A 20,545-nucleotide genomic window follows, 5' to 3' on the forward strand; every position below is an offset into this window, starting at 1 on the left:
GAATCAACATGCGCCTGCTGCTTGTGGAAGACGAAGCCGAGATGGCGGCTTGGCTGGTGCGCGCATTCAAGCAAAGCGGCTTTGTGCCCGACCATGCGCCGGACGCCGGCACCGCCGAGTCGCTGCTGGCCGGCAATGACTACGACGCGATCGTGCTCGACCTGCGGCTGCCCGACAAACACGGGCTGAACCTGCTTGCCGACATTCGCAAGGCAGGCAACCGCACGCCGGTACTGGTGCTGACAGCCCAGGGCTCACTGCAAGACCGGGTCAAAGGCCTGAACGTCGGAGCCGACGACTTCCTGACCAAACCCTTTGCGATTGAAGAACTCGAGGCCCGCATCGCCGCGCTGGTTCGGCGTAGCCGGGGGCGCTCGCACGCGCCGCTGCAGTGCGGTTCGCTCTCGTGCGCCCACGACAGCCGCGCCTTCACGTTGGCCGGCACGCTGCTGCAGCTCACGCCGCGCGAAAGCGCCGCGTTGTCGGTGCTGCTGGCGCGCAGCGGCTCGCCAGTGGAGAAGTCACAGCTCTCGGCCAAGGTCTTTCCGGCCGACAGCAATGCCGGCCCTGACGCCATCGAACTGGTGCTGCACCGGCTGCGCCGCAAGCTCGACGGCGGCGACGTGCGCATCGTCACCGTGCGCGGCCTGGGCTACATGCTGGAGGCCACCGCACGTGAAGCGCATGAAGATACTGCGGGCTGACCCAGACCGCTTCGGCATACGCGCACGCCTGTTGACGCTGCTGCTCCCGGCCATCCTGGGCTTGCTGGCCCTGGACAGCTGGAACGACTACCGCGCACTACGCGGCCAGGTGCAGGACGCCTACGACCAGGCCATGCTCGAATCCGTCCATGTACTGCGCGGCAGTCTGTCGGTGGGTCCGGACGGCTTGCTGCACCTGAACGCGCCACTTGCGGTACAGGCGGTGGTCGATGCCGCCGGCCCGCTGCAAAAGTACCTGCATATCGGACTGACGCCGCAAGGGGTGGGCTCAGCAAGTGAGGTGACCTTGCTAGGCGCAACCGACCTGCCTGCACCGCCGCAGCAGGCCCCCTCGCCGTCTTCCATCGCCTCCCCCGTGGTCTGGTACGACAGCGACTACCGGGACCATGCAGTGCGTGTGGTGGCGCTTCAAAGCAAAGTGCTTGACGAGCGTGGCCAGGCCTTTGACCTGCTGATCCAGGTGGCCGAAAGCACCGAACCACGCGACCGGGCGCAGGCGGCCACGCTGCGGCAGGAATTGATACGCGACACCCGCATGGTGCTGGTGATGATCCTGCTGGTCTGGCTGGGTGTGACCTGGTCCCTGCGGCCGCTGGAGCGCCTGCGCAAAACCGTGTTGGAAAACAAAGGCCGCGACCTCAAGCCGCTGGACACCACCAACGTGCCGCATGAAGTGGCACCGCTGGTCGACGCCGTCAACCAGCACCTGGCCAGCTACCGCGATTTGCTTGAGCAGCAATCGCAGTTCCTGGCCGACGCATCGCACCAGCTGCGCACACCGCTGGCCATCATGCTGACGCAGGCCGGCGTCGCGCTGCGCGAAAAAGACCCTGACCTGCTTCACACGACCTTGCGCGCCATGGTCGTGCAGATCTCGCGCAGCCGGCGTCTGTGCGAGCAACTGCTGTCGCTGGCCCATGCGAGCGACGGTGCGCCATCCGAAGACGCGCCCGCCGTCGTGGACCTCAACAGCATCGCGCGGGACGTGGTGCTGCAGCACCTGGCGCTGGCCCATGAGAAAAACCAGGACCTGGGCCTGGACGCGGCTGAAGATGCACCGGTGTCCGACCCACTGCAAAAAAACCCTGCAGTCCCGGTACTGGCTCGCGGCGCCGAACTGCACGAGGCGCTGTCCAACCTGGTGCACAACGCGATTGTCTACACCCCGCCGGGTGGGCACATCACCGTGAAGGTGAGCGCCGGCGATGGCGCGGCGCTCGCCGAGGTGCGCGACGACGGCCCGGGCATAGCCAAAGCGCGGCACGCAGAAGTGTTTGAACGCTTTCATTCGGCCGGCCCGACGGAAAAAGGCGCGCGCGGCGCAGGGCTCGGTATGGCCATCGCACGCGCCTATGCCAGGCGCAACGGTGGCGACATCGAGCTGGCCGATGCTGGCTCCGGCTCAGGCTTGCGCGCCATCCTGCGGCTGCCGCTGGCATCCGATCCACTGGGTTGAACGCACACGGCTGAGCCGTGGCCGGCAGTGCCGCAGGCGCCACCGGCCCTGTTAGTGATAACACGTATTTTGAGTTCGGCTGCGTAAAACGAAAGCCGATTGGAAGCCTCGCTTCCTAACATCCGCTCCATCCCAAACGCCCCAGCCGGTTGCAACTTGTGCACCAGCCAAAGGCAGGGCCACCATCAAGGAGACACGGATGAATCACCCCCCGTTTGTGACAACGCCCGCAGCGGCGCAGCCATGGAGCAAACCCCTATGAACATGAAGAACCGCAACTTCGTGCGGGGCCTCTGCCTCATGGCGATCGCCCTGCTCTTTGGCGGGGTGTCGCTGAATTACACAGTAGGCGAATTAAGCCGGTCCGGACCCGGCATGTTCCCCCTGATCGTGAGCTCCCTGCTGTTTGTGATTGGCGTCCTCACGGTGGTGCGCTCGCACTTCTATGACCCCGTCCCCCTGGATTACGGCGTCAAAAATATCGCCCTCATTCTGCTGAGCCTCGTCGGGTTTGCAGTGATCTCCCACTACATCAACATGATTCTGGCCATCGTGTTTCTGGTGTTTTGTTCCACGCTTGCAGGTACGTCGTATTCCGTGGTGCGCAACATCAAGATCTCGGTGGGTCTGATCCTGGTTGCCTTTGCCTTCAAAAACTTTCTCGGCCTTAGCCTGCCCCTCTACTGATGGACATCCTGCATAACCTCTCGCTGGGTTTCGAGCACGCGCTGACCTGGCAAAACCTTCTTTATTGCGCTCTTGGCTGCACGGTGGGCACACTCATCGGGCTGCTGCCGGGACTGGGCCCTTTGTCGACCATCAGCCTGCTGCTGCCCCTGACTTATTCCATTCCCACCGGCGGCGCACTCATCATGCTGGCTGGCATTTACTACGGGGCCCAATATGGCGACAGCGTGAGCGCCATCACGATGAAGATCCCGCATGCCAGCAGCATCGTCGCCTGTATAGACGGCTACCAGATGACGCTCAAGGGAAAGACCGGCCTGGCCCTGTTCACCGCGGGCATTTCCAGCTTCATTGGCGGCACCGTGGCCATTGTGGTGCTTTCGACCCTGGCTCAACCATTGGGTGAAGTGGGCTTCCTGTTTGGGCCGGCTGACTACTGCGCCCTCATGCTGCTGGGGTTTTTCTGCGTGAGCTTTGTCAGCAGCGGCAGCCTGCTCAACGGCCTGGCCATGGCCATGGTCGGCGTCCTGCTCGGGATGGTGGGTACCGATGTGAACAGCGGCACTGCGCGCTACACCATGGACCTGCCGTTCCTGATGGACGGGATTGGCCTGATCAGCATCGCCCTGGGCTGCTTCGGCATTGCCGAGGTGGTGAAAAATCTCGACAACAAAAATGTTCTCACGCCGTTCAACGGCGAAATCAAGCTCATGCCGACCTGGCCCGAGTTCAAGCGCATCATCCCCAGCGCCCTGCGCGGCAGCATCATCGGCTCGGTCCTGGGCATACTGCCCGGCGGCGGCCCCACGATTGCCCAGTTCGCCGCCTACGCCGCCGACAAGAAGTTCAGCAAATACAAGCACGAGATCGGCACCGGATGCATCGAAGGCGTGGCCGGGCAGGCCGCCGCCGACGAGGCCGCCGCACGCACCAGCTTTATCCCGCTCATGGCCATCGGCATTCCCGAAAATGCCGTCATGGCCCTGATGATGGCCGCCTTCGTCATCAAGGGGATCCAGCCCGGCCCCAACATGATCGCCAGCCACCCCGATTTATTCTGGGGTCTGGTAGCCAGTATGTGGGTGGGTAATTGCTTTCTGGTCATCCTCAACGTGCCCCTGGTGCGCTACTGGCTGTCGGTCTTCAAGATTCCCTACACGGTGCTGTTTCCGGCGATTCTCTTTTTCTGCTGCATCGGCACCTTCAGCATCAACAACAGCCTGGACGACATCTACATCACAGCCGTGTTCGGCCTGGTGGGCTATTTGTTTTTGCGCCTGGAGATGGAGGCCGCGCCACTCCTGCTGGGTTTCATTCTGGGCCCCATGCTGGAGGAAAATTTCCGCCGCGCCATGCTTCTCAGCCGCGGCAGCTTCAGCGTGTTCGTCAACCGCCCCATCAGCGGAACCCTGCTGGCCGTGATTGGCACCCTGGTTGTGTGGCAGGTAGTGGTGTTTGCCCGCAAGCTGATCAAGGCGCCCGACCATCACATCCACTCGGACGGCAATGCGCCCGCCGTGCCGCTACCCGCAACCGGTGGTAAATGAGGTCGACGTGAGGCAAAAGCGGTAGAGCCCGCCGGTTCTCCCCCGAGCCTGAAAGCCCCCAAGCCTCTCACGAGCTTGGGGGCTTGTTTCATGCGGCCGTTGTGTTGAAATGAGCCCTCCCCCTCAGGAGACACACCAACATGAACCGCAGACTCTTCATCCAGGCCGGGGCCGTCGGCTCGCTGGCCCTTTTTGCTCCTTTTTTGATAGCTGCTCGCGCACAACCAGCGGGCGCCACGGGCGCAAAACGTCAGGGAATCGTGATCCAGGTCAGTGACAACGACCCGGCCAAGTGGAACCTGGCGCTGAACAACGCCAAAAACCTGCAGGACGACGTGGGCGCCGCCAACGTCGACATTGAAATCGTCGCCTACGGCCCGGGCATCGGCATGCTCAAGCTGGAGTCTCCCACCGGCGCGCGCGTCGCCGACGCCGCCAAAGCCGGCATCAAGGTCACGGCCTGCGACAACACCATGCGCGGCCAGAAGCTGACCAAAGACGACATGCTCGCCGGCATCAGCTATGTGCCCGCCGGCGTCACCGAAATCATGAAAAAGCAGCACGAAGGCTGGGCTTACCTGCGGCCGTGATCGACAACTCAAGCTTGGCTGGCTCCGCCGGTCGACCGCTTCTATAATGGTTAGTACTGCGGGTGTAGTTCAATGGCAGAACTTTTGCTTCCCAAGCAAATAGCGTGGGTTCGATTCCCATCACCCGCTCCATCGTCCGGCTTTTGCACCACATGGCTTGCCGCGCCTGGCCGGCTCACGAATTGCTGCGTCGCTTCATCCATCTCATCAGGCTGCCGACCACGGGCAGCTTTTCATAGAGTTCTTCAGCCGCGTCCCAGTAGTCGCGGTGCAGCGTGATGCGGCCTTCGCCGTCCAGCACCAGGTGCGAGCCGCCCAGGATGCACTGCGCCCTTCCCCGCTGAAAACGTTTGAAGGCAAAGTGGAACTCCCAGGTCAGAAAGCATTGCGTGCCTTGCACGATGCGCCCGGTGATGACGAAGCGCGGGTTTTCCAGGCTCGCATACATGTGACGAAAAATTCGCTTGATTTCGGCCAGGCCTTGCACGTCGTTGAACGGGTCCTTGAAGCGCGCATCGGGGGCGTAGATGGTGCCCAGCATTTCCACGCCCGCGGGGGTGAGGGTCTGGAAGGTGTCTGCAATGCGGTCGACAGCGTAGTTGGCGAAGTTCATGGATTTCTAGGCCTGCCTGAGGCGGCGGGTCGCCGCGAAAAATAGGAAATAGGGCAAAAGCCGCAGGGCTTTCATCCAGAGGGTAAAGCGTTTGGGGAAGTGGATTTCAAATTCTCCGCGTGCCCAGCCCTTGAGTATTTCCTGGGCCGCCTGTTCGGGGCTGATCAAGGCGGGCATTTTGAACTGGTTCTGTTGCGTGAGCGGTGTGTTGACAAAGCCGGGGTTGATCAGCGCAACACCCACACCCCGGGGTTGCAGGTCCAGGTACAGGGTCTCGGCGAGGTTGATGAGCGCGGCCTTGGTGGGGCCGTAGGCCAGGCTGTTGGGCAGGCCGCGGTAGCCGGCGACGCTGCCCATGAGGCTGATGTGGCCGCGCTGGCCGGTGCGCGTGTGGGGCGACCGCGCCAGCAGCTGCGGCACCACGGCGTCCAGCATGTAGAGCGCGCCGACGTAATTGACTTCGTTGTGGCGCAACAGGTCGGCCAGGTCCATGTGGGTGGCGTCCATGGCGTGGTAGTGGCCCGCGCAGTACACGACGCAATCCAGCGCATCCTGCGCGGCCAGGGCTGATGCCGCGGCCTTCACTGCGCTCGCGTCGGTGACGTCCAGCGGCAGGGCCAGGGCGCCGGGGTGCGCGTCGACGAAGGCGTTGAGCGCATCCGCGCCGCGGGCCGACACCACCACCCTGGCGCCCTGGGCGTGCAGCGCCGATGCGGTGGCCCGGCCTATGCCGGTGGATGCGCCTACCAGCCAGACCGTGCGGCCGCGCCAGTCCGCGATGCGAGAGTTCAGTGCCATGGCTGTCTATCGCTTGGTGAAGGACAGCGTCACTTCGCCCAGGCCCACACCCCACTTGCGCATGGCGGCCTTGTTGAGCATGACTTTGTCGTTCATGAGGTACATCCAGTCGTCAAACTGCACCTCGATCACCCGGCCGTCCACCGGCAAGGCCAGGGTGTAGGCCCAGTTGAACGCATTGCCGCTTTGCCGGCCCTCGGCGGTGCCGACCACGTCGTCGGCCTGACCGGTGTAGCGGCCATCGGCATGGCGCGTCAGGCGCCAGATGCGGCGCTGGGTCGTGCCGTCGGAATAGCTGAAGGCTTCGTCGAGCACGCCGGCGTCGCCCTTCCAGGTGCAGGTCATCACCACGGTAAAGCGCTTGACCACCTTGCCCGAGCTGTCCGTGAAGATGCCGTAGGCGTCGAGCGTCCCGTTGAAGTAGTCGCGCAGTTCCAGCACCGGGGTTTCCCTGGCGTAGTCCTGCACTTGCGGCGTGCCGCAGGCGCCCAGCAAGGCGGCGCACACCACGGCGGCGAGAAGGCGTGAGCGGTGGAAAAAATTGCGTTGTGTCATGGGGTGTGTGGCTGGGCCGTGGTTGGGAGGATGAAAAAATGGAGCGCGCCGGCCGCCAGGGCTTTGAGCGCGCAGGGAAGGAGGCAGTAGGCGGCGGTGAGCAAGGCGGAGGCGTTGGCATCCCGCGCGCCGGGCACATAGCCGAGCCAGCCCAGCAAAGGCAGGGCCAGGCCGGCGGCCAGCGCCAGGTTCAGCTTGGTGGCGAAGTTCCACCAGCCGAAGTAAGCCCCTTCGGCGCGGCCGCGGTCACCGGCCCTGGCGATGACGCCGGCCAGCAGCGCGCCGGGAAGGACCAGGTCGCTGCCCAAGGCAGCGCCCGACAAGGCGCACACCAGCAAAAACCAGGGCGCGTCGCCTGCGCCCAGCCGGCTTGCACCCAGAAAAACCGCGATGGACAGCAGCATGCCAAAGCGCCAGCTGTGCGCCAGCCCCCAGCGCTTGACCCCGCGCAGCCACAGCGGCATGGACAGCGCGCCGCACACAAAGTACACGGCCAGCGCGGCGGACTGCATGGCCTCGCTGGCCAACAAACGGTCTTGCAGGAAAAACAGCACCAGCGTGGCAGGGATGGCGCTGGCGATGCCGTTGAGCAGGTAGACGCCCAGGAGGCGGCGAAAGTCGGGATTGCGCCACGGATGCCGGAGCGCGCCGGCGGTGCTGTCCGCGGCGCTTGCCGCCGCATGGCCGCGCTCGGGCCGGGGCGCCGCGCGCCAGGTCCACCAGCCGCCTGCCAGGCCGGCGACCAGCAGGGCCAGCATGACGGGCACGCCCAACAGCGCGGGCGTGACCGACGCGAGCAGCACGCCCACCAAGCCCAGCCCCTCGCGCCAGGCCACGACGCGGCTGCGATACAGCGCGTCGCCGCCCATCATGGCGCCCCAGGACTGGTGCGCAATAGACAAAGCGCTATAGGCCGCATAGGTCACGACCAGCCAGAACCCCGCCCACCAGAGCAGTGCGGTGGGATCACTCACCAACGGCACAAACAAAAAAGAAAATCCCACGGCGAGAACGGCTCCCGCCAATGCGCCCATCACCAGCACGGCGCGAAGCGATACGACATAGAGTCGATCGCACAAGCGGCCCAACAACGGATCGATGACCGCATCAAGCAGGCGCGCCCCCAGGAGCACGGCGCCCAAAGCCGCCAGCGACACACCCCAATGGCGCGTGTACAGATTGGGCATCAATACATAAAGGGGCAGAGCGCAAAACGCCAGGGGCAAACCCAGCAGGCCGTAGCGCGCCCCGCCGCTCAGACCCAGAACCCGGGGCTCCGCTTCGATGCGCGCGGCCATAGAGGGATTCATGGTGCGACACCCACCGAGACCGGGGATTTCTCCTGCGCCAGCAGCGCACGGCGCATTTGCGGCTCGGAGGTTTGCGGTGACAGCCAGATGCCGAAGAAGAGTTTGGCAAACAGCGGGTCGCGCACTTCACCGAGCAGGCGGCCGTTGCTCCAGAATACCGCGCCCGTGGCGGGCTGGTGCACCCCGGTGATGCGATCGCCGGCGCCGACATCCGGGAACAGCGCGCGCATCTGGTTTTCCCAGGCGGCTTCCTGCGCCGGGGTGATGGCCGCCTGGCGGCGCATCTCCGCAATGGATCGCCGGGCAATGTCGGCCCCTTTGAAGTCACGCAGGTAAGCCAGCTCCAGCGCAAACGGGCTTTTTTCATAGGCTGGCCCGTCGAATCCTGGTGCAACCCAGAGGGTCGCCCGGTAAACCTCAAGGCCCCAGAATTTCAAATTAGCCTGACCCGACAGGCTGGCCACAGGCAAGGCGGAGCGCAGCTCTTGCGGCAGGGGCTGAGCCTGAACTTGCAAGCAAGAAAGGCACCCAATGACCGCCAATATCGCGCAAGCAGATGCGTTTTTCATATCGAAAGCGCTTCAGGTTTGCGCAAGGTGTACTGCATCAGGTTGATATCACCCGTGTCAAAGGCAGCCTCGCAGTAGCCCAGGTAAAACTCCCAGATGCGCATAAACCGTTCGTCAAAGCCGAGCGCCGCCACCTCGGCCTTGCGGGCGATGAAGGCGTCGCGCCAGCGGCGCAGCGTCTCGGCGTAGTCCGCGCCGAAGGCGAATTCGTCCACCACCTCCAGCCCCACGGCCTGGGCCTGGCGGCGGAACTCCCGCGGACACGGCAGGCAGCCGCCGGGAAAGATGTACTGCTGGATGAAGTCGGTCGACTCGACATAGCGGTCGAACAGCGCGTCGTTGATCACGATGCTTTGCACGCAGGCCCGCGCGCCGGGTTTGAGCAGGCGGCTCACGGCCGCAAAGTACGTGGGCCAATAGGCTTGGCCCACGGCCTCCACCATCTCGATGGAGCAGATCGCGTCAAAGGGCGCGTCCGGGATGTCGCGGTAGTCCTGCAGGCGCAGGTCGGCGCGCCCGCCCGGGCCGGTGCTCACGCCCAGGCGCTGCATGCGCGCATTGGCATAGGCCAGCTGCTCGGTGCTCAGCGTCACGCCCACCACGGCCGCGCCGCGTTCGACGGCGGCCTGCTCGGCAAGCGCGCCCCAGCCGCAGCCGATTTCCAGCACGCGGTCGCCGGACTTCACGCCGGCCATGTCCAGCGCGCGGCGCACCTTGGCGTTCTGCGCCTCGGGCAAGGAGCGCGACAGGTCGCCGTCGAACCAGGCGCCGGAGTAGTTCATGGTCTCATCCAGCCACAGGCGGTAAAACGCGTTGCCCAGATCGTAGTGGGCATGGATGTTCTTGCGGCTGTTGGCGCGGCTGTTGTGGTGCAGCAGGTGCTTGACGCGGTACAGCAGCCGCCCGAGCCATGTGCCGAAGATCATGGCTTCGACCTCCCGGCGGTTGGCGGAGAACAGCTTGAGCAGTTGGGTCAGGTCGGGCGTGCTCCAGTCCCCGGCGATGTAGCTCTCGGCAAAGCCGATGTCGCCGGACTTGAGTGCGGCGCCGAACACCTTCCAGTTGTGCAACGTGATGCTGGCGCTGGGGTGTCCGGGCATATGCATGTCGTGCTGCTGCGGGTGCTCGCCAAAGCGGCGCTGCGAGCCGTCGGGCAGGTGCAGGGTCAGCGCGCCGTGGCGCAGGTTTTGCAGCAGGCGCAGCGCGCTTCGGGCGGCGGCCGGCGCATCATTTGGAAACGCAAGGCCTTGGGCGGTGCGGGTAACGGCGTTCATGTCGGACTCCTGGAATGGGGCTTATGCATTGCGCGTGCGCCTCTAGCGCGAGACAAAGCTTTGCGGCGGCTCGGGTTTGCGAAAGAAAGGCACTTTTTTCAGCCACAGGCGCAGCGCCTGGACGTGGATGTGCAGCACCACGCCCAGCGTCATCGCGGGATAGCGCCACAGGGCGCCGCGCAGGACGGCGGGCGTGATGGCCTGCAGCGTGCCGCTCACACTGGTCTGCAGCACGGCGTCGTCTGCAACGACTTCGTCGTAGAAATCCACGCGGGCCACCGTACGCGCCTGTCCGTCCTGTTCGCCGTGTTCGCTGCGCATGAAGCGAAAGCGGTAGTGGCCCTGCACCGGGTTGAAGGGGGAGACGTGAAACACCTTGTCCGCGCGCTGCTCCACGCCATAGCGCGGGGCATCCAGCACATAACAGTGCCGCTCGCCGAAGGTGTTGTTGACTTCCACCACGATGGCGCGCAGCCCACCCTCCTGGTCGCTTGCCGCGCGGTGGCAATACCAGAAGCTGACTGGCTTGAAGGTGTAGCCCAGCACGCGCGGATAGGTGTGCAGCCAGGCCTCGCCGGTCGCATCATGAATGCCTTCGCGCCGCAGCACTTCGTCCAGCCAGGCGATAGCGCCGCCCTGCTCCGGCGCCCGCCCATCGCCGTGGTCGGTTTCGAAGAAGCTCAGCGCGCCCCCGCGGTTGATGCGCCACCGGCCCGCTTGCGGCGCCTGCTTTTGCAGGCTGCGCAGCGGCAACATCAGGAAATAGGTGGGGTAGGCAAACGCGTGGCGCCGCGGGCGCAGGCGGGTGTGGCGCACCTGGCCGAAACCGATGAGCGGCACGGGCTGGCTCATGCGTCCGCCAACAGCTGCGCGGCGGCAGCCAGCCCGGCCTTGAGGCCGTCTTCATGAAAGCCGTAGCCCATCCACGCGCCCGCAAAGTAGCGATGGTTTTTGCCCTGCAGCGCCGGCATGCGGGTTTGCGCCGCCACGGCGGCCAGGTCGAACACCGGGTGGGCGTAGTCGTACTCGCCGATGATTTTTTCCTGTGCGATGGGGCGTACCGGGTTCAGGGATACGACCACCGGCTGCTCCCAGGGCAGAGGCTGCAGGCGGTTGATCAGGTAGTGCAGGCACACCCGCGCGCCCTCCTGTTCGGCTCCGCCTGCACGCTCATAGTTCCAGGCCGCCCATGCCGCCCTGCGCGTCGGCAGAACCGAGGCATCCGTGTGCAGCACGGCCTTGTTGGACTGGTAGTGAATGGCGCCCAGGGTTTCACACTCCTGCTCCGTCGGCGCGGCCAGCATGCGCAGGGCCTGGTCGGAATGGGTGGCGATGATGACCTTGTCAAACAGCTCGGCGCCCGCGTCGGTGTGAATGCGCACGCTGGCTTTGCCGTCCGGCGTGTTGCCCGTGCGTTCGATGCGGCGCACCGGGGTGTTCAGCCGCTTGTCCGCAATGCCCTCAATGATTTTTTCGACATAGTGCCTGGCACCGCCCTGCACGGTCCACCACTGGGGGCGGTTGGTGATTTGCAGCAAGCCGTGGTTGTGGCAAAAGCGCACCATGGTCGACACCGGGAACTGCAGCATCTGCGCGGTGGGGCAGCTCCAGATGCAGGCCATCATGGGCAGGAAGTACCAGTCGCGAAACGCGGCGCCGAAGCCGTGCTCGTCCAGGAACTTTCCGAGGGGTTGGCCCAGTTGCGCATCGGTCCCGTTTTGGGCCATGCGACTGGTCAAGGCGTTAAAGCGCAGCAAATCGCGCAGCATGCCCCAAAAGCGCGGGTTGGCCAGATTGCCGCGTTGCGCAAACACGGTGTTCAGGCTGGAGCCGCTCCACTCCACAGCGCGGCCGTTGGCGAAGTCATCGGCGCGTACCGAAAACGACATCTCGGACTTGGCGCTTGCCACGTCCAGCTCCGCCAGGAGCTTGATCAGTTGCGGGTAAGTGCGCTCGTTGAGGACCAGAAATCCTGTATCCACCCCGTGGGTGACCTCACCACGCGGTGTGGGAAGAATCACGTCGACGGTGTGGGTATGCCCGCCAAACCAGGCACCCGCCTCCAGCAGCGTGATGTCTGCCTTGCCCCTGAGGGCGTGGGCGGCCGCCAAGCCTGAAATACCCGAACCCACGATGGCCACTCTGATTGACACACGCACTCCTTGAATTGCTTGGGTCAATTATATACCGTTTAGTATTTATTAATACTGTCTAGTATTAATAAATCCTTAGAATTCTTTTTTAAGACTAAATTAGCTAAAATCAGACCATGATCCCTAGCACTCTCCCCCCCAAGGTTTCTTTCAAGGCACAAATGCTGCTGGCACGTGAAGACGCCATCATCCAGTCGGTGAACCGTCTGCTGGCGGAAAAAGGCTTTGAAGCCATGACAGTGGACGAGGTGGCTGCCGCGGTGGGTATTGCCAAAGCCAGCCTTTACAAGCACTTTCCCAGCAAAGAAGACCTGGCAGCGGCGGCCATGGTCTCGGTCATGCGCCGGGCCCAGGCTTTTTTGGACACATTGCCCGCAGAGCTGTCCGCCGTGGACAAGCTGCGCAAAGTGGTGGCGTGGACCATGGGCCTGAAGCTGGCGGGTGAAATGCCCTCGCTGCCCAGCCAAAACTCCAGTCTGCGCACCGCGCTGATGGCCAACAAGGACTACATGGACGGGCTCATGGACGTGAGTGACCGGCTGGGCGCCTGGATTGAGGCGGCACAGGCACAAGGCGCCCTCAACCCCAAGCTCCCGCCCATTGCAGTGCTGTATACCCTGTACGCCCGCGCCTGCGATCCTGTGCTGGAGTTTCTGAAAATGGGGGAGCTGCACACCGACGATGAAATCGTCACCCTGGTGCTGAGCACGTGCTTTGAAGGCCTCGAAGCCCGCTGATCGCTGGCGCACACGGGGCCTGCCTCAGGGACCGGCATAACTGCTTCGGAGCCTTCCAGGACATCTGTGCCTTGAGTTCCTTCGTAACCGCGTACCCCAATCATCGGGGCTGTGCCGGCTGGGTACCTTTTTGGCACTGCGGTATTGAGTTTCCAAGTCAGGGTCGGTGCGTCAACGCATCACGATGATCACGATACCCAGCAAAGTCAAGCCACTGCCCGCCAGCGTGGTGGCCTTGATGGCGTCCTGGTCCTTGAACAGCAGATGGCTCAGCGGGAAAACCAGGACCGGCGTACACAGCGTCACCAGCGTGGCAACGGACAGCGGTATGTAGCGCATGGCGCCGATCACGCACATCTGGGCTGAAATGGTGGTCACGCCGATCAGGGCGTAGAGCGCCATGCCACTGCGGCTGGCTGAGCGCAGGCGGGCGGCCATGGCGCGCTTGCCAGCGCTGAAAAACAGGAGCAGGGCCAGGCCGCTGGCGGCGCCTATCAGCGCGCCCACGACGGGCTCATTCCAGCTGCGCACCGCAGAACCCCTGAGGACGTTGCCTATCGCATACGCCAGCGAGCTGCCCATGCCCAGCAAAAAGGCCGATTGCAGCGCCCGCTGAAGCGCGGTGGATTGCACAGGCGCAGGTGCGGGGCCTCCGTCGGGCGCCAGCGCTGCCGTGGAAGCGCGGCGCGAAAAAAAACCGGGCTTGTAGCTGACCAGCATCAGGCCGCCTATCGTCATGACCATGCCCAGCGCTACCAGCAAACTCAGACGCTCTCCCAGCAGCAGCCATGCCATCAATGCAGTGAACAGCGGACTGCTGATCTGGAAAACGCTGGCTTTGGCCGGTCCGAAACGCACCACGGACTCGTAAAAAAACCAGCGCCCCAGGTAGGTGGCAAACGCACCGGCAGCGGCAAAAAGCCAGAACGCCTGCGCATTCCAATGCAAGCCATCCGTGCGCAGGCCCATCTGCACCAGCGTGGCCAACGCAGAAAACGCCACATTGGAGGAAGCTGCGACGAGAAAGCCCAGGCCAAGCTCCAGGCGGCTGGATGCCACCTTGGTGACCAGAATGGAGACCGTGAAAAGCAGCAGCGCAACGCTGGCCAGCAAATAACCCAGAAAGGTATCAGACATCCAGATCAAGCATCAAATCGGCATTCAGCCCTTATAAGACGGGCATAATCAGCTATCAAAACAGGAGCATTCATCACGATGTCAGATCTTGAAAGCTTCCAGTGATTCGGGGGCAAACAGCTCCTGGGGCGTAAGCAGCCGCTTGGAGAGGCCCTGCTCAAACGAGTAGCGCAAGAAGGTCTGCAGCGTGGCTTCGTTCTTCTCAAACCCGTAAGGCCAAAAGTCTTCACCCATCTCACGCCTGACCTGCTCGACGTGCGAAGTCAGCCAGGGCAGCATGACTTTAAGCGCCGCTGTTTCGTACAGGTCTTCGTAAGTGCGCCGCTGCGACTCCTCCAGCGCCTTCATCAGCGAGCGAGCCACCCAGCGGTTGGCTTCGTACACGTCGCGGCGTATTGCCACCGTGTGCATGATGGGGAAGATTTTGGTTTCCTGGAAGTAGTTGCGCTCGACCTGTTCGTAGTCTTCAAAGAGGCGTTTGACTTTGCCACCACCCTTCAAAAAGCTCGAAGGCATGCGCGCGGTGTAGAGCGCGTCGATCTCGCCGTCGAGCAGCATCTGCGCCAGTGTCTGTTCGGGGCCTATGCGCTCGACCTTGATGTTGGGCGGCAAATCCAGCTTGATCTTTTCAGAGCGGCCAGGTTCTTCCTCGCCGCCGGTGAAGTAGGTCACGCTGTCAACGGGCACGCCGTAGTGGTCGGACAAGATGCCGCGTATCCACACCGGTGCCGTCATCTGGTATTCGGGGTTGCCGACGCGCTTGCCTATCAAATCCTTCGCCTCGCGGATGCCGGAGTTGGCATTCACATAGATGCAGGAGTGCCGGAAAAAGCGCGAGGGAAACACCGGGATCGCCACAAACGGCCGCGACTCGTTGAACATCGAGACCGTGTACGAAGAGAGCGACATTTCTGCGGCATCAAATTCCTTGTGCCTGAGCATGCGAAAGAAAGTTTCTTCCACCGGCATGTTGAGATAGTTCAGGTCGATGCCGTCGGGCTGCACGCTCCCGTCCATCAGGGCGCGGGTACGGTCGTAGTTCCAGCAGCCGAAGGTCAGTTTCAGTTTTGACATGTCGCGGTATGTTCCTGAGGGGGTTATTCCGGCTTGATGCCCGACGCCACAATGGCTTTTGCCAGGCGCTCGTTTTCACCAAGGATGGCCTTGTTGTAGTCGGCAGGGCTGCTGCCGATGGGCTCGATGCCGGCGTTGTTGAGCGTGGTGATGACTTCCGGCATCCTGGCGATCTGGGCCATCTCGGCACTGATGCGCTCTATCGCACTCGCAGGCGTACCCGTAGCGGCCAGCACGCCCACGATGGGCGCGAAGTCAAACCCAGGAATGGTTTCCGCAATCGCCGGCACATTGGGCTCCTGGCTGGAGCGCTGGGCCGCATTGTTGGCCAGCAGCTTGACCTGCCCGCCTTTCACAAAACCGGCCAGGGACGGCAGTGCCGAGAACAGCACGTCGACCTGTCCACCGATCAGCGCCGGAACCGACTGACCCGTGCCCTTGAACGGCACATGGGTGATTTGCAGGCCGAGCGATGCCTTCAGCGCCTCCATGGTCAGGTGGTGTGTGCTGCCGATACCTGAAGAGCCGTAGTTCAAGGTTCCCGGTTTGGCCTTGGCGAGCGCGATGAACTCCTGAAATGTATTGACCTGTACTTTGGGGTGAACCGCCAGGTACAGCGGCGCGCGAGCCGCGAGCGACACGGGCATGAAATCGCGTTTGAAGTCGTAACCCAGGCTTTTGTAGATGGCTGGGTTGATGGAGAACATCGAGCCGTCCGTCACCAGGAAGGTGTAGCCGTCTTTCGGGGCGGTGGCCAGCGCCTGCGCGGCCACCACACCGTTGGCGCCCGGCCGGTTGTCGACCACCACCGACTGGCCGAGCTTGTCGCCCAGCCGCTGCGCAAAAATGCGGGCCACGGTGTCGGGCAGGCCGCCGGCCGCGTAAGGCACCACGAACTTGATCGGCCGATTCGGGTAGGCACCCTGGGCGGCTGCAAACATCGGCAGCAAGGTGCCGGCGGCCAGTATGGCGCTGGCCCATAGAAGATGACGGCGCTGTTTCATGAAATGTCTCCTGATGATTTTTTAAAGTGTCATGCCGAAAAAGAAGCACAGAGGCAGAAAAAATGCCCTATGTGGCGCCTTATGTGGAATAGGACGGCTCCAGCGCTGGCTCGCGGGAATCCCACACATAGGACGCCTGGTAGGCACGCCAGTCCGTCGTTTTCGGAACAATAGCCTGAAAAGCGACCACGCTGGGCGGAATACGGAGCTCGCCTGTGCCGATGGCGGCTTCCCCCGCCTGGAACGCGCTCACCGCCTCCAGCATCTGCTTGCGGAACTCCACCACCGCCATGTCGCTGGCGCCCAGACGTTCGTGCGTTCTGTCAGCAATGGGGCCCATGGTCACCCACATGGCGATGTCCTGGTTGGGGAAACCGGTGATACCGGTGAAGTTGCCGGCCTTCATGGCTTCGCGGTCCTGCCAGAAGTGGTTGGCACGGTTGCGCAGCGGCTGGTAGTTTTCGTCCAGATCGGGGCCCAGCTGCTGGCCAAGGAATTTGCGCCAGGCGCCGGTGTCAGGCGTCTGCGACGGATGGCCCCAGGCGATGAAATAGAACGCGGTGTTGGTATCGTCCATCGGCACATTGATGTTGGCGACGTTGTACAGATTGTTGGGCGGGATAAGTGCTGTGGCGGGCGCCACAAACACGGTCGAGCGAATGTAGTCATTGGCCGCCGCGTTCTTGATGGGTCGGCGTATGGCCGCATAACGAAAACCGTAGCCGCCGCGCTCCACCTGCATGCGCGGCGCCTTGTCGGTTGAGGGCCGCAGCCAGTTGGTATTCGTGGCCTCCGCGCCTTCCACGCGCGCCGGCACCATGTCCGACGAATGCAGGCTGGAGCTGTGGGCCGAGTCGATCGCGCCTTCCAGGATTTGTGCCCAGTTGCAGGGAATCAGGGCCTTGGCAATCGTCACCTTCGTGTCGGCGGTGGGCGCCCAGGCCGGTGGCACGAACTCGGGCTGCGTCTCTTTCGGACCCATGTAGGCCCAGACAAAACCACCCCACTCCTTGACCGGATAAGCCAGGTGCTTGACCTTTTGCGCCATGCCGCTGGCGGCGGGTTCTGAAACCATCTCCAGCACATTACCCTCCACGTCCATCTTCCAGCCGTGATAGAGGCAACGCAGGCCGCAGTCTTCATTCCGGCCAAACACCAGCGACACGCGCCGGTGCGGGCAGTATTCGTCCATCACACCCACGCGGCCTTTGGTGTCGCGAAACACCACCAGGTCCTCCCCAAACACCCGTGCCTTGACGGGCGTGCCGTCGGGCTCGCTGACTTCTTCGATCAGGCATACCGGCGTCCAGTGGCGGCGCATCAACTGGCCCATGGGGGCCAGGCCCTCCACACGGCACAACAGGTCATTTTCTTCGGCGGTCAACATCGCAAATATCCTTCACATCGGTTGCAGATTCATGACTCCCATGAAATCAAAAGCAGCTTGCAAATCCGGGGCAAGCAGATTATTCTTAGCACACTAAGAATATCGGGCTTTTGACATTTGTCAATCACCATACGGAGACAACGATGAGCGTTAACCCTAGCGTCGCAGCAGGCAGCCCCGCCGCGGCCGCCATTGAGCCGGATTTTTTTAAACTGCGGGTGGCCAGGAAGGAAGCGGTTGCACAAGGCATTTACCTGTTCGAGCTGCGTCACCCGGACGGCACGCCCCTGCCCGCCTTCACGCCCGGCTCGCACCTGACGGTTGAAGTGCCGAGCGGCGTGCGGCGCAACTATTCCCTGTGCAGCGACCCGGCCGACAACGGCGCATGGCAGATCGCCGTCAAGCGTGATGAGCGCGGCCGTGGCGGCTCCGTCAGCATGGCGGATGACGTACAGGTGGGGCAGATGCTGTCGGTCAGCGCGCCGCGCAACAACTTCGAATTGGCAAGCCACGCCGCCGAGTCGATCTTCGTGGCGGGCGGTATCGGCATCACGCCGGTGCTGTCGATGATGCGCCACCTCAAGCGCACGAACGCCGGCTTCAAGCTCTACTACTGCACGCGCGATGCAGGCAGCACGGCGTTCATCCACGAGCTGAAATCCGAGTTTGCGGGCCAGGTGCAGATTCACCACGACAACGGCGACATCGACCAGGCGCTGGACCTGTGGCCGGTGTTTGAAAAACCCACCGCCGCGCACATTTACTGCTGCGGCCCCAAAGGCCTGATGGACAGCGTGGCCGACATGTCGGGCCACTGGCCTTCGGGTTCGGTGCATTTTGAAAGCTTCGGCGTCGACGCCACGGTGTATGCCGACAACACGCCCTTTACCGTGCGGCTTCAAAAGAGCGGGAAGACCGTCGAGGTTAGTGCAGAACAAACCATTCTGGAGGCCTTGCGCGCCACGGGCCTGCGCGTGGCCAGCTCTTGCGAGAGCGGCACCTGCGGCACCTGCAAGACCCGCCTGCTGGCAGGCGAGGCCGAGCACCGCGACATGGTGCTGACCGACCAGGAAAAGGCTGACCACATCATGGTGTGCGTCTCGCGGGCAAAATCGCCTGAACTGGTACTGGACTTATGACAAACCGCACACTGAAGATGGGCGTGGTGGGCCTGGGACGGGCCTTCACGCTGATGCTGCCCACCTTTGTGCATGACGGCCGCGTCACACTCGTCGGTGCGGCCGACCCGATTGCCCAGGCCCGGGCGCAGTTTGAAAAAGACTTTGCCGCACCCAGCTACGAATCTGTTGAAGCGCTGTGCGCCAACCCGGCCGTGGAAGTGCTTTACATCGCATCGCCCCACCAGTTCCATGCGGAGCACGTGCGCCTGGCCGCCTCCTTCGGTAAACATGTGCTGGTGGAAAAGCCGATGGCCCTGACGGTGGACGAATGCACCAGCATGATTGAAGCGGCCCGCAGCGCAGGCATTCACCTGATCGTGGGCCACAGCCACAGTTTCAACATGCCGATACGGCGCACGCGCGAACTCATCGACAGTGGCCGCTACGGCGCGGTGAAGATGATTCACGCCATGAACTACACCGACTTTCTCTATCGGCCGCGCAGGCCGGAGGAACTCGACACGGCGGCCGGTGGCGGCGTGATCCATAGCCAGGCTACGCACCAGATGGACATCGTGCGGCTGCTGGGCGGCGGCCTGGTGCGCAGCGTGCGCGCCCACACCGGCGCCTGGGATGCCGCTCGTCCCACCGAAGGTGCCTACAGCGCACTGGTCGAATTTGAGGGCGGTGCGTTTGCCTCTGCCACCTACAGTGGCTACGGTCACTATGACTCGGATGAGCTGCTGGGCAACGTCGGCGAAATGGGCCAGACGAAAAACTCCAGCGACTACGGTGCCGCACGAAAACGCCTGCAGGGCGCCCCCAGCGCCGCAGAAGAAACTGCACTGAAAGCGGCGCGCAACTATGGCGGCACCCTGTACACAGCTGATACCGGATTGCAGCAAGGCCTGCAGCACCAGCACTTTGGCCAGTTCATCGTGAGTTGCGAAGAAGCTGATCTTCGCCCCGGTCCGACAGGCATCGCCATCTACGCTGACGGCGGAAAAACCTTCGAACCCCTTCCTGCCCCGCCGGTTCCGCGCCAGGAGGTGATCGACGAGCTCTTTGCCGCATTGGTGAACGGCGACTCACCGGTTCACAGTGGCGAATGGGCCCGGGCCACCACGGCGGTGTGCCTGGCGCTGCTGGAATCCGCGCGCAGCGGGCGGGATTGCCGGCCGGGGTACCAAGTGCGTCACAATGCCGGTTCATGACCAACGATACGCAAAACATCATCCGTCACTGGCGTGAAGCCGTCCCCAATGACCGCCTCGCACACCTGATCCGCGATGCCTCACGCGCCTTTCACCGCGCGCTGCAGGTGCGTCTGGCAGAGCATGGAGTTCCCTTTGGTCACTGGACCTTCCTGCGCATTCTCTGGGAGTCGGACGGGTTGACGCAAAAGGAGCTCAGCGAGCGTGCCGGCGTGATGGAGCCGACCACCTTCATCGCGATGAAGGCCATGGAGTCGCTGGGCTACATCGTGCGCAAGCAACTGCCCACCAACAAGAAAAACATGTATGTGCACCTGAGCGACAAGGGCCGGGCGCTCAAGAAGCTGCTGGTGCCTTTGGCCGAAGAAACCAACAACGTCAGCATTGAAGGCATTGCCCCCGAAGACATCAAAACCACGCGCGCGGTGCTGCTGGCCATGATTGAAAACCTCGCAAAAGACGAGCTGCTGCAAACACCACCCACAACGAAGCGCAAGGCTGCCGCAAAACCGGCCGCGCAGGCCACCCAGTCACCCTCGGCCACGCGCAGCAAGCGTGGCAAAAAAGCCGCGTCCTGAACCCCGCACGGCGTCC

The 20,545-nt window shown here is 63.2% G+C and carries 21 protein-coding genes and 1 tRNA gene; 10 read left to right on the top strand and 12 right to left on the bottom strand.

Annotated elements, in window-relative coordinates; translation table 11 throughout:
- Positions 1-8: 8 nt before the first annotated feature.
- The 6 genes from AC1D11_RS09190 (at position 9) to AC1D11_RS09215 (ending at position 5,137) form a co-directional block, all read left to right on the top strand.
- Positions 9-704 (top strand): response regulator, encoded by a 696-nt coding sequence (locus tag AC1D11_RS09190; protein ID WP_477646159.1) that lies wholly within the window; start codon positions 9-11, stop codon positions 702-704.
- Positions 685-2,181: a sensor histidine kinase gene (locus tag AC1D11_RS09195; protein ID WP_477646160.1), complete on the top strand. Its 1,497-nt coding sequence runs from the start codon at positions 685-687 to the stop codon at positions 2,179-2,181. The genes AC1D11_RS09190 and AC1D11_RS09195 overlap by 20 nt, the downstream gene beginning before the upstream one ends.
- Positions 2,182-2,445: 264 nt before the next feature.
- On the top strand, positions 2,446-2,868 hold the full coding sequence (locus tag AC1D11_RS09200; protein ID WP_477646433.1) for a tripartite tricarboxylate transporter TctB family protein: 423 nt from the start codon (positions 2,446-2,448) through the stop codon (positions 2,866-2,868).
- Positions 2,868-4,415, top strand: coding sequence for a tripartite tricarboxylate transporter permease (locus tag AC1D11_RS09205; RefSeq protein ID WP_477646161.1), 1,548 nt, complete (start codon positions 2,868-2,870; stop codon positions 4,413-4,415). Before AC1D11_RS09200 ends, AC1D11_RS09205 begins: the two co-directional genes overlap by 1 nt.
- 140 nt (positions 4,416-4,555) lie before the next feature.
- Positions 4,556-5,005 (top strand): DsrE family protein, encoded by a 450-nt coding sequence (locus tag AC1D11_RS09210; RefSeq protein WP_477646162.1) that lies wholly within the window; start codon positions 4,556-4,558, stop codon positions 5,003-5,005.
- Between the two features lie 58 nt (positions 5,006-5,063).
- Positions 5,064-5,137 (top strand) — tRNA-Gly (locus AC1D11_RS09215).
- A gap of 43 nt (positions 5,138-5,180) precedes the next feature.
- Here AC1D11_RS09215 and AC1D11_RS09220 read toward each other — a convergent pair.
- Genes AC1D11_RS09220 through AC1D11_RS09255 form a run of 8 tightly spaced genes read right to left on the bottom strand, consistent with a single transcriptional unit; the run spans position 5,181 to position 12,271 of the window.
- Positions 5,181-5,618, bottom strand: a complete 438-nt coding sequence (locus AC1D11_RS09220; RefSeq protein ID WP_477646163.1) for a nuclear transport factor 2 family protein — start codon at positions 5,616-5,618, stop codon at positions 5,181-5,183.
- A gap of 6 nt (positions 5,619-5,624) precedes the next feature.
- On the bottom strand, positions 5,625-6,416 hold the full coding sequence (locus AC1D11_RS09225) for an SDR family NAD(P)-dependent oxidoreductase (RefSeq protein WP_477646164.1): 792 nt from the start codon (positions 6,414-6,416) through the stop codon (positions 5,625-5,627).
- Positions 6,417-6,422: 6 nt separating this feature from the next.
- Positions 6,423-6,971, bottom strand: coding sequence for a DUF3833 domain-containing protein (locus AC1D11_RS09230; protein WP_477646165.1), 549 nt, complete (start codon positions 6,969-6,971; stop codon positions 6,423-6,425).
- Complete coding sequence (locus AC1D11_RS09235) at positions 6,968-8,281, bottom strand: MFS transporter (RefSeq protein WP_477646166.1); 1,314 nt, start codon at positions 8,279-8,281, stop codon at positions 6,968-6,970. Before AC1D11_RS09235 ends, AC1D11_RS09230 begins: the two co-directional genes overlap by 4 nt.
- Positions 8,278-8,796, bottom strand: coding sequence for a chalcone isomerase family protein (locus AC1D11_RS09240; protein ID WP_477646167.1), 519 nt, complete (start codon positions 8,794-8,796; stop codon positions 8,278-8,280). The genes AC1D11_RS09235 and AC1D11_RS09240 overlap by 4 nt, the downstream gene beginning before the upstream one ends.
- 50 nt (positions 8,797-8,846) lie before the next feature.
- Positions 8,847-10,124, bottom strand: a complete 1,278-nt coding sequence (locus AC1D11_RS09245) for a class I SAM-dependent methyltransferase (protein WP_477646168.1) — start codon at positions 10,122-10,124, stop codon at positions 8,847-8,849.
- A gap of 42 nt (positions 10,125-10,166) precedes the next feature.
- Positions 10,167-10,976, bottom strand: coding sequence for a DUF1365 domain-containing protein (locus AC1D11_RS09250; protein ID WP_477646169.1), 810 nt, complete (start codon positions 10,974-10,976; stop codon positions 10,167-10,169).
- On the bottom strand, positions 10,973-12,271 hold the full coding sequence (locus AC1D11_RS09255; RefSeq protein ID WP_477646434.1) for an NAD(P)/FAD-dependent oxidoreductase: 1,299 nt from the start codon (positions 12,269-12,271) through the stop codon (positions 10,973-10,975). The genes AC1D11_RS09250 and AC1D11_RS09255 overlap by 4 nt, the downstream gene beginning before the upstream one ends.
- A 122-nt stretch (positions 12,272-12,393) precedes the next feature.
- Between AC1D11_RS09255 and AC1D11_RS09260 the strand changes: the two genes are divergently transcribed.
- The gene (locus tag AC1D11_RS09260) at positions 12,394-13,014 is read left to right on the top strand and encodes a TetR/AcrR family transcriptional regulator (protein ID WP_477646170.1); all 621 of its coding nucleotides are present in this window, start codon (positions 12,394-12,396) and stop codon (positions 13,012-13,014) included.
- Positions 13,015-13,185: 171 nt separating this feature from the next.
- Here the strand turns inward: AC1D11_RS09260 and AC1D11_RS09265 are convergent, their stop codons facing one another.
- The 4 genes from AC1D11_RS09265 to AC1D11_RS09280 all read right to left on the bottom strand — a co-directional run bounded on the left by AC1D11_RS09265 (position 13,186) and on the right by AC1D11_RS09280 (position 17,616).
- A complete protein-coding gene (locus AC1D11_RS09265; RefSeq protein WP_477646171.1) occupies positions 13,186-14,151 on the bottom strand; it encodes an EamA family transporter in 966 nt (321 codons plus the stop codon).
- A gap of 81 nt (positions 14,152-14,232) precedes the next feature.
- Positions 14,233-15,225, bottom strand: a complete 993-nt coding sequence (locus AC1D11_RS09270) for a substrate-binding domain-containing protein (protein WP_477646172.1) — start codon at positions 15,223-15,225, stop codon at positions 14,233-14,235.
- A gap of 23 nt (positions 15,226-15,248) precedes the next feature.
- A complete protein-coding gene (locus AC1D11_RS09275; RefSeq protein ID WP_477646173.1) occupies positions 15,249-16,229 on the bottom strand; it encodes a Bug family tripartite tricarboxylate transporter substrate binding protein in 981 nt (326 codons plus the stop codon).
- A 79-nt stretch (positions 16,230-16,308) separates the two neighbouring features.
- Positions 16,309-17,616: a Rieske 2Fe-2S domain-containing protein gene (locus AC1D11_RS09280; RefSeq protein ID WP_477646174.1), complete on the bottom strand. Its 1,308-nt coding sequence runs from the start codon at positions 17,614-17,616 to the stop codon at positions 16,309-16,311.
- A gap of 143 nt (positions 17,617-17,759) precedes the next feature.
- Here AC1D11_RS09280 and AC1D11_RS09285 point away from each other — a divergent pair, with 143 nt between their 5' ends.
- From AC1D11_RS09285 to AC1D11_RS09295, 3 genes are read left to right on the top strand one after another with little or no spacing between them, the layout of a single operon-like run.
- Positions 17,760-18,755: a PDR/VanB family oxidoreductase gene (locus AC1D11_RS09285; protein WP_477646175.1), complete on the top strand. Its 996-nt coding sequence runs from the start codon at positions 17,760-17,762 to the stop codon at positions 18,753-18,755.
- A complete protein-coding gene (locus AC1D11_RS09290) occupies positions 18,752-19,951 on the top strand; it encodes a Gfo/Idh/MocA family protein (RefSeq protein WP_477646176.1) in 1,200 nt (399 codons plus the stop codon). Before AC1D11_RS09285 ends, AC1D11_RS09290 begins: the two co-directional genes overlap by 4 nt.
- Positions 19,948-20,529 (top strand): MarR family winged helix-turn-helix transcriptional regulator, encoded by a 582-nt coding sequence (locus AC1D11_RS09295; protein WP_477646177.1) that lies wholly within the window; start codon positions 19,948-19,950, stop codon positions 20,527-20,529. Before AC1D11_RS09290 ends, AC1D11_RS09295 begins: the two co-directional genes overlap by 4 nt.
- Positions 20,530-20,545 lie beyond the last annotated feature (16 nt).

The sequence above is a fragment of the Polaromonas sp. P1_E11 genome (assembly GCF_056405995.1).